Below are 11,616 nucleotides of genomic sequence, written 5' to 3'. Positions count from 1 at the left end.
CAGTCGGGGATCTTCTCCGCCGGAACGGAGAAGGTCAAGACATAAGGGCTGGGGTGAGGGTGTTGCGTTATTGGGCAGGTTTACGCTCAATCCCGGTCGATTGCGAACGGCTGCCAGGCCTGACGTACCGGCATCACCTCCACCCGGTTAATATTCATATGGTCCGGCAGCGTAGCGATATAAAACATCTGCTCGGCAATATCCAGCGCGCTCAGCGGCGTGGTGCCGCGATAAAGATTATCCGACGCTGCCTGGTCACCTTTAGTGCGCACCAGGGTAAATTCCGTTTCGGCAATCCCCGGCGCGAGGTCGGTCACGCGCACGCCGGTGCCGAGCAGGTCGCAGCGCAGGTTGTAGCTGAACTGTTTCACGAAAGCCTTGCTGGCGCCGTAGACGTGGCTGCCCGGATAGGGCCACTGCCCGGCGATTGAGCCGATATTAATAATGCTCGCGCCCGCGCCGTGGTTAATCAGCGTCGGCAGCAGGACATGGGTCACGTTGACCAGACCGGTGACGTTGGTGTCGATCATCGTTTTCCAGTCTTCCAGCTCCACTTTCTGCGCCGGCAGTGGCGACAGCGCCAGCCCGGCGTTGTTAATCAGCGCGGTGATATCGGCGAATTCAGCGGGCAGCGCTGCCACAGCCGCGGCGACCGCATCGCTATCGCGCACGTCGAGTTCGATAATATGCACCGGTACCTTAGCGCTGAGCTTATCTGCTAACGTCTTCAGCCGCTCAACACGGCGTCCGCTCAGCACCAGCGACCAGCCCGCATCGGCGAAAACCTGCGCCGCCGCTTCCCCAAAACCCGAGGTCGCCCCGGTAATAAACACCACTTTGCTCGTTGCCATTTCATTCTCCTGTGCAGGTTGTCGCTCCCACTATAAAAACGCCGCGCGCGTGGGCACAGGGCCAGTCGGCGCGCGGCGATGTGACACGGTGTCACATCATTTTCGCCGTACTGGCTCTATCCGTTTTTCTCAGGCGCAGCCAATGATGATGTCAACAACAACGACATGAGAGAGGGCAGGGTATGAAGCTGGCAATACAGAACGATGTAGCGGTAAGCAATGATGAAGTTCGGCAGCTGGATCGCGCCTACGTATTTCATTCATGGTCGATGCAGGGCAATTTACATCCGCTGGTGATCGCCGGGGCCAAAGGCTGCGAGCTGTGGGATTACGAAGGCAATACGTACCTTGATTTCAGCAGCCAGCTGGTCAACGTCAATATTGGCTATCAGCATCCTCGGGTGCTGGCGGCAATGAAAGCGCAGCTGGAAGAGCTGGTAACCATCGCGCCTGCCACCGCCAACCTCGCCCGTGGCGAAGCGGCGAAGCGTATCGTCGAGCTGGCGCCGGAAGGCTTTAGTAAAGTGTTCTTCACCAACGCCGGAGCGGATGCTAACGAGAACGCTATCCGCATGGCTCGACTCTATACCGGGCGCGATAAAGTGCTCTCTGCCTATCGTTCCTATCATGGTAATACCGGCAGCGCGATTGCCGCTACCGGCGACTGGCGTCGCGTGCCGAACGAGTATTCGCGCGGCCACGTTCACTTCTTCAACCCCTATCTCTACCGCAGCGAGTTCAACGCCACGACGGAAGAGGAGGAGTGCCAGCGCGCGCTGGCGCATCTGCGGCGGATGATCGAGTGCGAAGGCCCGAACGCGATTGCCGCAATTCTGCTGGAGTCCATTCCGGGTACCGCCGGAATTCTGGTGCCGCCGGATGGCTATATGCAGGGCGTGCGGGCGCTGGCCGACGAGTTTGGCATCATACTGATTCTTGATGAAGTGATGGCCGGTTTTGGGCGTACCGGCAGCTGGTTTGCCTTCGAGCAGGATGGCATCGTGCCGGATCTGGTGACCTTTGCCAAAGGGGTTAACGCCGGTTACGTTCCGGCGGGCGGTGTACTGATTAGCGAACCGATTGCCCGCTATTTTGACGACCATTTCTTTGCCGGAGGGCTGACCTATTCCGGGCATCCGCTGGCGATGGCGGCGATTGTCGCCACCATTGATGCGATGAAAGAAGAGAAGGTTGTGGAGAATGCGGCAATGATGGGCAACGAGGTGCTGCGCCCGGGGCTGGAAGCGCTGGCGGAGAAACACGCGATTATCGGCAACGTTCGCGGTCGTGGTCTGTTCCAGGCGCTGGAACTGGTCAGCAGCCGCGAGCAGAAAACGCCGCTAACCGCTGCGGATATGGCGGCGATTAAGGGCGCGTTAACCGAAGCCGGTCTGCTGGCGTTTGTGGTGGAGAACCGTATTCACGTGGTGCCGCCGTGCACCATCAGCGCTGAGCAGGTAGCAAAAGGCCTGGCGATTTTTGATGCAGTATTCACTCGTTTCGCGAGTCTGGCGAAGTAGGGGATTTGTGCGGTGTGTTTCCCGGAGGCGGTGCTGCGCACCTGTCCGGGCTACCAAATTCGCCGAGGGACAGTTCCCTCTCCCCTTTGGGGAGAGGGTTAGGGTGAGGGGAAAATGTGCGCTCTGATGCCCTCACCCCGGCCCTCTCCCACAGGGAGAGGGGGAAAATCGCCGTTCCAGTGAGACTTCAGCCTACAGGGAGAGGGGGAGAACCTCACCCCATCCGGTGTTCACCGTTCACCAGCGCTTCGCGGTCGAAGAAGCGCTGAATCACGCCCTCCGCCATAAACGCCGCCCGGTCTGACATATGGGCAATCACATCGGCATCGTGGCTGACCAGCAGATAGGTCATGCCATGCTCCTGTTTTAACCTATTGAGTAAATTAAGAATCTCCGCCTGAACTGACATATCCAGCGCCGATGTTGGCTCATCCAGCAGCAGGATCTTTGGGCGCAGCAGCAGAGCGCGGGCAATTGCTACGCGCTGGCGCTGGCCGCCGGAAAGCTGGTGCGGATAACGGCGCGCGGCGTCGGCGGGCAGGCCGACCTGTTCCAGCGCCGTGGTTACCCGCTGCTCAATCTCGCCGATGCTGTGAATCTTCAGCGGCTCCGCCAGCGTGCGCCACAAAGTATGGTTCGGATGCAGCGAAGCGTACGGGTCCTGAAATACCATCTGCACGTTGCGCCGCAGCTCGCCCTGAAAACGTACGCCTGGCGTAATGGCTTTGCCAAACAGTTCGACGCTGCCGCTCCAGTCGCGCTGTAGCCCTGCTAACACCCGCAAAATGGTTGATTTTCCGCAGCCGGATGCGCCGATCAGGCTGAAGGTCTCTCCGGTATCCACGGCAAAGCTGGCCGCTGACACCGCCGTTTTTTCAGCAAAAATAACCTGCAAATCCTTGAGATTAACGACCGCCATGCGCCGCCTCCGTAAAGTCCAGGGTTCTGTCGAGGGTGGGCAGCATCTGGCCGTAGGTTTGCGCATCCGGGCGGCAGGTCCACAGGGTTCGGGTATAGGGATGGGTTGCCGTCGGCAGATCCCGCGCCGCCATCTCATCGACCTTCTCGCCCTGGTACATCACCAGTACCCGCTGGCAGTGTTCCGCTACCAATGGCAGGTCGTGGCTAATCAACAGCATCGCCATCTGTCGCTGTTCGCACTGTTCCACCAGCAGTTCGAGGATCTGATTACGCAGCCGGGCGTCGAGGGCCGATGTGGGCTCATCGGCGATCAGCACCTGCGGATTGTTGAGCAAGGCAATGGCGATCATCACCCGCTGGCCCATCCCGCCGGAGAGTTCTCCCGGATAGCGGCTAAGCACCGGTAAATCCAGCCCCACGGCGGCAACGGCAGCCTTGACCGCCTCCAGTCGCGCCCGGCGGTTGAGGCGCTGATGCAGCGTTAATGCCTCCTCCAGCTGTGCCTGAATATTTTTCACCGGATTGAGCGCGTAGCGCGGATCCTGGAGCACCATGGCGATATCGTTGCCGCGCAGGTCGCGCCAGCCGCGATCGTTAAGCGTCAACACGTTGCGCCCGAGCACGTTGAGCGTATCGGCGCTGACGGTACCGGGTTTGCGCACCAGCCCCATCAGGGCGCGGGCGGTCATCGATTTGCCAGAGCCGGATTCGCCGACCAGCGCCAGCCGCTCGTTGCCGAGGGTAAAGCTTAAATTGTTCACTACCCGGGCGGCGGGGTAGTCGATGGCGAGTCCCTGAACGGTCAGTCGGGTATCAGTCATGTTGCGGCTCCAGAACGTCGCGCAGGCCGTCGCCCAGCAGGTTAAATGCCAGGCTGGCGATAAGAATAACGGCGCCAGGCGCGGCGGCTATCCACCATTGGTCGAAAATAACCTGCATCCCGTCGGCAATCATTGCGCCCCATTCTGCCATTGGCGGACGCGCCCCGAGACCGAGGAAGCCCAGACCGGCGGCGGCGAGGATAATACCGGCCAAATCCAGCGCCAGCCTGACAATAGCTGATGGTAGACACAGCGGCAGAATATGGCCGATCAGCAGCCGCCAGCCGCGAATGCCCATCATTTCCGCCGCCGCCAGATAATCACTGTGGCGCAGGCGCTGAATTTCGCTGCGCGCCTGGCGAGCGTAGGCGGGCCAGGTGGTGAGCGCCAGCGCCAGCGCGCCGTTGACCAGCCCCGGACCGAGCATGGCGACGAAAGCGAAGGCCAGAATCAGCCGCGGCATCGACATCACCACGTCAGTAAATCGCATCAGTATGCGTTCGATCCAACCGCCGTAATAGCCGGAGAGGATCCCCACCAGCAACCCAACGGGCAAGGTAATCACGGTGACCAGCGCCACCAGCCCAAGTGCCGGGCGTGCGCCGAAAATCAGCCGCGAAAGCAGATCGCGCCCGTAGCTGTCGGTGCCGAGCCAGTGCTGTGCGCTCGGCCCTTGCAGACGTGCGGCGGCGTCCTGCCAGTTCGGGTCAAGCGGGGCCAGCCACGGCGCGAACAGGGCGACCATCAGCAGCAAAATAACAATCGTCAGGCCGCAAAAGGCGGCGGGGGAGCGGCGCAGGCGGCGTAAAAACAGATAAGTCGGCATCAGCGCACCCTCGGGTCGGTCAACCGCACCAGCAGGTCGGTGAGGTTATTAATCAACACAAAGCTCGCGCCGATAAGCAGCGTGCCGCCCATAATCGCCGTTGTATCGCCAGCGAATAGTGCGGTGGTCAGGTAGCGGCCAATTCCCGGCCAGGAGAAAACGGTTTCGGTCAGCACCGCGCCTTCCAGCATTGAGGTATATGCCAGGGCGATCACCGTTAATAGCGTGCCGCGAATATTCGGTAGCACGTGGCGCAGCAGGATGGTCATCTCGCTGGCCCCTTTGGCGCGCGCGAGCAGGATGTACTCTTTGTTCATTTCGCTCAGGCAGGCGGAGCGGGTCAGGCGGGTGATGCTTGCTAGTGAGTAATAGGCCAGCAGCAGTACTGGCAGGAGCAGGTGTCCGGCGGCATTTTTAAACGCTTCTTTATCGCCTGAAAGCCAGGTGTCAATCAGCGCAAAGCCGGTGCGTGGTTCAACGGTATACTGATAAATATCGTCCAGCCGCCCAGGTCCTGGCGTCCACTGCAATTTGGCGTAGAACAATGCCAGCATCAGTAGGCCGAGCCAGAAGATCGGCACCGAGTTGCCGAGCAGCGTAAAAGTGCGCACCGCCAGATCCCACGGCGAGCCGACGAAACGGGCGCACAGGACGCCTGCGATAACGCCGAATAGCGCGCCGATAATTAGCGCCAGCGTCGCCAGTTCCAGCGTTGCCGGGAAGGCGGCGAGCAGATCGTGGAGCACCGGCTGCCCGGTAGAGCTGGCAATACCGAGATCGCCGTGGGCGAGATTCACCAGATAGTGCCAGAACTGCACCGGCAGCGGCTGGTCGAGGCCGAGCTGGTGGCGTACCTGGTCGTAGGTGGACTGGCTAGCGTGGTCGCCAACGATTTGCAGCACCCGGTCAACCGGCGACAGCGCCGAGAGCGTGAAGGTGACCAATAACAGGCCGAGCAGGGTCAGCGCCAGCGTCAGCAGCCCCTGAAATAGCGCGAGCAGAGGGCGTTTTGCGCGCCGCTCTGCTCTGGTGGGTAAAACAGCAGACATGGTTATTCCGTCGATAAAAAGTACAGTGTTATCAGCTGGTGCGATCTGTTGTTGTAGCCCGGTCAGCGCAGCGCTACCGGGAAAACATACGGCATCGGGGCCTGCGTTCCCGGAGGCGGCGCGTTGCGCCTGTCCAGGCTACCCGATCGCTCCTGCCCCAGGCGTTACTTGGTTACCCGGTCATACCAGACCATATCGGCGTTAAGGCCCTGCTGATAGCCTTTGACGTTATCGCGGACCACAATCTGGGTTTTACCCTGATCGATAAACACGTAAGGCGAACTGCGCTGCAGCTCTTCCTGCATTTTTTTATACAAATCCAGGCGTTTAGCGGAATCCGGCTCGGCCACTGCCGCCAGGGTCGCTTTATTCAGCTCCGGGATCTGCCAGCCGTTAAGCCCGGCAACGGTGCTGGATTTTCCATCGTTGTAGGCAAAGGCGCTGGCGTTAGAGTGGGCGTCGAAATAGTCCGGGATCCACAGACGAATCGCCGCCTGGTGCTGTTTAGCGCGCACGCGGGCATACACCTGGCTACCGGCGGCCGGCAGCAGATCCACCTTCACGCCGCCCTGGGCAAAGCTTGCCTGCATAGACTGGGCGATGGTGATAAACGGCGGCTTGTTCTCCACATCAAGGGTGAAATGCGCATCTTTGATGCCCGCTTTGGCGAGGATCGCTTTGGCTTTTGCCGGATCGAATTTAAACGGGTTATTGTCCAGCGCGCCCGGCAGGCCGACCGGCAGGAAGCTTTGATGGACGAAGTACTGGCCCTTCAGCAGGTCTTTAGTGATGCCATCGTAATCCACCAGCCAGCGTGCTGCTTCCCAGAAGGCCGGGTTTTTCAGCAGCGGGTTGGCGCTGTTGGCGGTATTAAAGGCCAGATAGTTTTGCTCGGCGGAAGGGATGCTGAGAACGTTAACGCCCGCTTTGCCTTGCAGGGTTGCAATCTGATCGGCCCCGAGGTCGCGCGCTACATCGGCATCACCCTGCTGGATGAGCAGGCGGCGGGAAGCTGGGTCGGGCACGTTTTTAATAATGATGCTTTTTAACTTTGGCGCACCGGTTGGCGTGCTGTCGTTGGCCTCCAGCACGATGGCCTGGTGTGGCTGATAGACCCGCATCTTATACGCGCCGCTGCCCGCAGAGTGCATTTTCAGCCAGCCGTTACCGAAGTCATTATCTTTGGCGTTCGGCGCGATCAGCTTCTCATCGACGATAGAAGCAATTGGCGTGGAGAGAATATTCAGCGCCACCGCTGGGCTAACGTCGGCGGTCCAGTGGAGCTCCAGCGTGTGGTCATCCACTTTTTTCAACTGACTGGCGATGTTATCCGGCTGCCAGCCGAGAACGTTGAGAATAAACGCCGGGGACTTATTCAGAGTCACCGCGCGGGTATACGAGAAAATAACATCTTCCGGGCGCAGCGGGTTGCCGGAGGCGAATTTGGCGTCGGGCTTGAGCTTGATGGTCAGCGTTTTTGCCACCGGATCTGCCTGCCAGCTTTCGGCCAGAATTGGCGTGATTTTTTCAGGGTTATCGCGGTCCGGTTGCACCAGGCGCTGATAGAGGCTCGGTACCGTCTGGATGCTGGAAAGCTCGTTGGCTTCCGCCGGGTCAAGGCTGACAATATCATCAAGGCCCTGAGCAACCACCAGAGTACCAGGCGGCGTGGCGGCGTGAACGGCGGCGGATAATGCGGTCAGTATCAGCAGCGGCAGCAGTTTTTTAGTCATGAGCGATCCCTGAAAAGAGTTATTGTGATTATTGATGTTTCGCTACGTTAGGCCGCTTAATCCAAGGCGTAAAGTCAAAATGCGGATAAGGTTATTCTTAAAAAGTATAACCAATGCCAATGGGTTATTAAGGATAATTATGCTGGCTCTATTTCGGTAATTCTGGCTTCTTGATATAACAAAACACTAACAATAGTTGAGGGTAGAAGCGTGCCGGAAATCAATGAGTTTGGTCAGCAGGTCAACGATCGCGTCCCTGGATGGCATGGGGCGGATACTCTGCGCCGGGCGGCGTTAAATGGCCGCTTTTGTCGACTGGAACCGCTGGATGCCAGCCGACACGCAGCGGATCTGTTCACTGCCTATGCCCTTGGTGACGATAGCGACTGGACCTGGCTTGCCAGCACGCGCCCGCAGAGCGTGGAGTCAACGGCAAGCTGGATTACCGGTAAGGTCATGGATGACGGGCTGGTGCCGTACGCGGTCATCGATCTGCATTCGGAACGGGCCGTGGGGCTGGTGAGCTATATGGCGATTGAGCGGGCGATGGGAACGGTAGAGATTGGCCACGTGACCTGGTCGAGGCCGATGAAAAACACGCCGCTCGGTACCGAGGCGATCTGGCTGTTGCTGAAAAATGGCTTTGCCCATGGCTATCGTCGGCTGGAGTGGAAGTGCGACTCGATGAATATCGCCTCTCGCCGCGCCGCTGACCGACTGGGGTTCACCTGGGAAGGGCGTCTTCGCCAGAGAATGGTGCGTAAAGAGAGAACCCGCGATAGCGATATTCTGTCGATTATCGACAGCGAATGGCCTGCGTGTGATGCGGTTATACGGGCGTGGCTGGCGGTGGAGAATTTTGATGGTGAAGGTCGGCAATTGAAGCGACTGGAAGATTTTCGCTAACGTAAATCGCTTTTTTTGAGTTTTCCACTTCTCTCGTAAAGACGAGATCTTCCCTGAAATCCAGTCAGTCTAAACGTTTTCTGAAAAATGATTTTAGCTGGTTAAATATACAGTAATGTGAGCAGGGAAGGGTATGATGACTGCGAGTGCCTGAGGCTTTCTGAGTTCAGGCTTATTAGGTGAGGATTCAGAAAGACGAAGCCCCAGGAGATGTTCCCATCAACCTGAGGCCTACAATCCAAACCTAGCAGTTGGATAGTAGCCTCTTCTTCGCATGGAGGCAACGAGATGCTGACAAAGTACGCTCTGGTGGCTGTCATAGTGTTATGTCTGACAGCGCTGGGATTCACGTTAATGGTACGCGACTCGCTGTGCGAGCTGAGTATCAAAGAACGTAGTATGGAGTTTAAGGCCGTTCTCGCTTACGAAACGAAGAAGTAGCCGGTATGCGGGGAGCAATCCCCGCCTATCCGCAGGCTGGGTAAGGAACCTAAGGCACCTTTTTTCTGCTGATGGGGAGCAGGATGGACGGCGAGAGAAAATCGACCGGTTTATAGCAACAGTGCCGCCACCCCGCATAATTTTTAGCTCAGAGTATTAACGTCAATTACGTCCATACCCGCATTTTTCGCCGCTTCAATCCCAAAACGGGAATCTTCAAAAACGAGGCAGTACTCTGGCTGTACTTGGATTTCGCTGGCGCACAATAAAAACGTGTCGGCGGCCGGTTTGTGGTTTTTAACCCGGTCTGCGGAGACGATAGCGGCAAAATGCTGGGTTAAATTAAAGCGGTTAAGCAGAATGTCCACGGTACTGCGCTCGCTGCCGGTGCCCAGTGCGAGGGGCTTAATACCCTGCCACGCCAGTAAAATATCCATCGCGGGTAAAGCCTGGATTTCCGCTGTCTGTAGCAATTTTTCAATGGCCTGCTTTTTGCGATCGGCCAGTAAGAACGGATCGGTAGTTAATCCTTTTAAGGCGACAACCTGACTGGCGACCTGCCAGGGGGCTGAGCCATTAAACGGGATGAGTTCTTCTTCAGTAATCACGATATCTTCAGCGGCGAATACGCTTAACCAGGCCTGGCGGTGCAAAGGTTCGGTGTCAAAAAGCGTTCCGTCCATATCAAAAATAAGGCCGTGGTAGTGGCTATACATAACTGTTGCCTGTTTGCTGAGGTCGTTATTAAGGCGGGAGAATGCGGGGAAGGGTGCCCCGCATTTTTGTACGCAAAGTTGGTTTTACCAGCAGACAAAACCACCATCGACCACCAGGTCAACACCGGTACAAAACGATGCGGCATCGCTTGCGAGGAACAGCGCTGGCCCGGCCATCTCTTCAACTTTCGCCATGCGCTGAATTGGCGTTTGGCTTTCAAATTCGCGAGTTTGATGGACCATCTCTGGGCGAGTGTTCATTGGCGTAGCGGTATAGCCCGGGCTGATAGAGTTAACGCGGATCCCTTTGTCGACCCATTCCATGGCGAGGCTTTTCGATAAGTGAATAACACCGGCTTTGGAGCAATTATAATGCGCCTGCTCAAGGCCACGGTTAACAATAATGCCGGACATGGAGGCGATATTAATAATCGAGCCGCCGCCGAATTCCTGCATCACTTCAGCTTCCGCTTTACAAGAGTTCCACACGCCGGTGAGGTTAATATCGATAACCCGCTGCCACTGCTCGGTTTCCATTTCCAGCGCCGGGTTGGCGTTGGCGATACCGGCAGCGTTAACGGCGACGTCAAGGCGACCGAAGCGGCTTTTGGCTAGCGCAACGCCCGCGCGTAGATCGCTGAGTTGGCGTACATCTCCAGTGTAGAAGCAGGCCTGCCCACCAATCGCTTCAATATTTTTAACAGTTTCGGCAAGTCCGCCGTCTTCGCGGAGATCAAAGCAGACCACCCGAGCGCCTGCGCTGGCGAGGCCGTAAGCAATCATCTGACCGATGCCGCTGCCCGCGCCGGTCACGAAGGCTACGCGGTCCTGCAGATTAAACAACTGTTGGGCAAAATCTTTTGCGATCATAGTTATTACTCTCTTAAAAATATTCTTTAGCATGCCCGGTGTTGGCGTTCCCGGAGGCGGCGCGTTGCGCCTGTCCGGGCTACGGGGCTTGTGCCGTCGGGTAGCCCGGACAGGTGCGCAGCACCGCCTCCGGGACATGATTTGTGTCATTACGACATAATCAGGCCGCCATCGATATTGATGGTCTGACCGGTGAGATAACGTGCATCGTCAGACGCCAGGAATGCCACCAGTCCGGCAACATCTTCTGGTTTGCCCGCGCGCTTCATCGGAATGCCTTCGACCCACTCCGCCATCAGCTCACCCTTGCCGTAGCGTTTCTGCTCGGTGCTGAGGACTTCGCCCCATACGCGGTCGTTGTAATCCCACATCTCGCTTTCAATAATGCCCGGACAGAAGGCGTTGACGGTGATATTCCACTGTGCCAGCTCGTGGGCCAGGCTCTGGGTGATGCCGATAACGCCCATTTTGCTGGCCGCGTAATGCGGAGTGTAGATAAAGCCCTGACGGCCTTGGCCGGAAGAGGTGTTAATCAGGCTGCCGTGGTTTTGTTTCACCATGTACTTGGCGGCTTCGCGACAGCACAGCCAGACGCCGGTGGTGTTAACGGCCAGCACTTTTTCAAAGTCGGCTTTCGGCATACGATCGTAGTAATCGATGGTGATCACGCCAGCGTTCTGGATAGAGACATCAATCGTGCCGAAGCGCGCTGCCGCCTGCTCATACAGCGATTGCACCTGCGCTTCATCGGTTACATCGACCTGTAACGACAGGATATCGGCCTGATAGCGTTGGCGTAAGGTTTCCGCCGTTTCGTGAACGCGATCGGCGTTAGAGACCATCACCAGATTCGCGCCGTCCCGAGCAAAGCGCTCAGCAATACCGGCACCAATTCCACGGCATGCACCAGTGATAACAACCGTTTTGTTTTTGAAATTTCTTTGCATTTTTTCTTCCCTTGT

12 protein-coding genes are annotated in these 11,616 nt (G+C 57.7%); 3 read left to right on the top strand and 9 right to left on the bottom strand.

Annotated elements, in window-relative coordinates:
• Positions 1 to 86 precede the first annotated feature (86 nt).
• The gene (locus AC07P6_RS22305) at positions 87 to 851 is read right to left on the bottom strand and encodes an SDR family NAD(P)-dependent oxidoreductase (protein WP_478314714.1); all 765 of its coding nucleotides are present in this window, start codon (positions 849 to 851) and stop codon (positions 87 to 89) included.
• Positions 852 to 1,033: 182 nt separating this feature from the next.
• On the opposite strand from AC07P6_RS22305, the gene AC07P6_RS22300 reads away from it, so the two are divergent.
• Positions 1,034 to 2,371, top strand: coding sequence for an aspartate aminotransferase family protein (locus tag AC07P6_RS22300; RefSeq protein WP_304256871.1), 1,338 nt, complete (start codon positions 1,034 to 1,036; stop codon positions 2,369 to 2,371).
• A 214-nt stretch (positions 2,372 to 2,585) separates the two neighbouring features.
• Here AC07P6_RS22300 and AC07P6_RS22295 read toward each other — a convergent pair whose 3' ends face one another.
• The 5 genes from AC07P6_RS22295 to AC07P6_RS22275 form a co-directional block, all read right to left on the bottom strand.
• The gene (locus tag AC07P6_RS22295) at positions 2,586 to 3,290 is read right to left on the bottom strand and encodes an ABC transporter ATP-binding protein (protein ID WP_478314712.1); all 705 of its coding nucleotides are present in this window, start codon (positions 3,288 to 3,290) and stop codon (positions 2,586 to 2,588) included.
• A complete protein-coding gene (locus tag AC07P6_RS22290; protein ID WP_478314710.1) occupies positions 3,277 to 4,113 on the bottom strand; it encodes an ABC transporter ATP-binding protein in 837 nt (278 codons plus the stop codon). Before AC07P6_RS22290 ends, AC07P6_RS22295 begins: the two co-directional genes overlap by 14 nt.
• Entirely contained in the window at positions 4,106 to 4,939 is an 834-nt protein-coding gene (locus tag AC07P6_RS22285; protein WP_304256876.1) for an ABC transporter permease, read from the bottom strand. The genes AC07P6_RS22290 and AC07P6_RS22285 overlap by 8 nt, the downstream gene beginning before the upstream one ends.
• Entirely contained in the window at positions 4,939 to 5,988 is a 1,050-nt protein-coding gene (locus AC07P6_RS22280) for an ABC transporter permease (RefSeq protein ID WP_434659846.1), read from the bottom strand. Before AC07P6_RS22280 ends, AC07P6_RS22285 begins: the two co-directional genes overlap by 1 nt.
• A gap of 164 nt (positions 5,989 to 6,152) precedes the next feature.
• Positions 6,153 to 7,721: an ABC transporter substrate-binding protein gene (locus tag AC07P6_RS22275; RefSeq protein WP_478314708.1), complete on the bottom strand. Its 1,569-nt coding sequence runs from the start codon at positions 7,719 to 7,721 to the stop codon at positions 6,153 to 6,155.
• Positions 7,722 to 7,931: 210 nt separating this feature from the next.
• Here AC07P6_RS22275 and AC07P6_RS22270 point away from each other — a divergent pair, with 210 nt between their 5' ends.
• Both AC07P6_RS22270 and AC07P6_RS22265 read left to right on the top strand, forming a co-directional pair.
• The gene (locus tag AC07P6_RS22270; RefSeq protein ID WP_478314706.1) at positions 7,932 to 8,627 is read left to right on the top strand and encodes a GNAT family N-acetyltransferase; all 696 of its coding nucleotides are present in this window, start codon (positions 7,932 to 7,934) and stop codon (positions 8,625 to 8,627) included.
• 288 nt (positions 8,628 to 8,915) lie between these two features.
• Entirely contained in the window at positions 8,916 to 9,068 is a 153-nt protein-coding gene (locus AC07P6_RS22265) for a Hok/Gef family protein (RefSeq protein WP_142981114.1), read from the top strand.
• Positions 9,069 to 9,211: 143 nt separating this feature from the next.
• On the opposite strand, the gene yqaB is transcribed toward AC07P6_RS22265, so the two are convergent.
• From yqaB to AC07P6_RS22250, 3 genes are all read right to left on the bottom strand, one after another.
• Positions 9,212 to 9,784, bottom strand: a complete 573-nt coding sequence (gene yqaB / locus AC07P6_RS22260; protein WP_478314704.1) for a fructose-1-phosphate/6-phosphogluconate phosphatase — start codon at positions 9,782 to 9,784, stop codon at positions 9,212 to 9,214.
• An 84-nt stretch (positions 9,785 to 9,868) separates the two neighbouring features.
• Positions 9,869 to 10,654, bottom strand: coding sequence for an SDR family oxidoreductase (locus AC07P6_RS22255; protein WP_304256888.1), 786 nt, complete (start codon positions 10,652 to 10,654; stop codon positions 9,869 to 9,871).
• Between the two features lie 149 nt (positions 10,655 to 10,803).
• Positions 10,804 to 11,601 carry an SDR family oxidoreductase gene (locus AC07P6_RS22250; RefSeq protein WP_110273248.1) on the bottom strand — a complete coding sequence of 266 codons (798 nt, stop codon included), beginning with the start codon at positions 11,599 to 11,601 and terminating at the stop codon, positions 10,804 to 10,806.
• Positions 11,602 to 11,616 lie beyond the last annotated feature (15 nt).

This window comes from Klebsiella sp. GFKo11 (assembly GCF_056490265.1).
This window is presented reverse-complemented; position numbering and strand designations above follow the sequence as displayed.

Coding starts and splice junctions, on each gene's coding strand:
- AC07P6_RS22305 (WP_478314714.1), bottom strand. CDS start 851: ATGGCAACGAGCAAAGTGGTGTTTATTACCGGGGCGACCTCGGGTTTT.
- AC07P6_RS22300 (WP_304256871.1), top strand. CDS start 1,034: ATGAAGCTGGCAATACAGAACGATGTAGCGGTAAGCAATGATGAAGTT.
- AC07P6_RS22295 (WP_478314712.1), bottom strand. CDS start 3,290: ATGGCGGTCGTTAATCTCAAGGATTTGCAGGTTATTTTTGCTGAAAAA.
- AC07P6_RS22290 (WP_478314710.1), bottom strand. CDS start 4,113: ATGACTGATACCCGACTGACCGTTCAGGGACTCGCCATCGACTACCCC.
- AC07P6_RS22285 (WP_304256876.1), bottom strand. CDS start 4,939: ATGCCGACTTATCTGTTTTTACGCCGCCTGCGCCGCTCCCCCGCCGCC.
- AC07P6_RS22280 (WP_434659846.1), bottom strand. CDS start 5,988: ATGTCTGCTGTTTTACCCACCAGAGCAGAGCGGCGCGCAAAACGCCCT.
- AC07P6_RS22275 (WP_478314708.1), bottom strand. CDS start 7,721: ATGACTAAAAAACTGCTGCCGCTGCTGATACTGACCGCATTATCCGCC.
- AC07P6_RS22265 (WP_142981114.1), top strand. CDS start 8,916: ATGCTGACAAAGTACGCTCTGGTGGCTGTCATAGTGTTATGTCTGACA.
- yqaB (WP_478314704.1), bottom strand. CDS start 9,784: ATGTATAGCCACTACCACGGCCTTATTTTTGATATGGACGGAACGCTT.
- AC07P6_RS22255 (WP_304256888.1), bottom strand. CDS start 10,654: ATGATCGCAAAAGATTTTGCCCAACAGTTGTTTAATCTGCAGGACCGC.
- AC07P6_RS22250 (WP_110273248.1), bottom strand. CDS start 11,601: ATGCAAAGAAATTTCAAAAACAAAACGGTTGTTATCACTGGTGCATGC.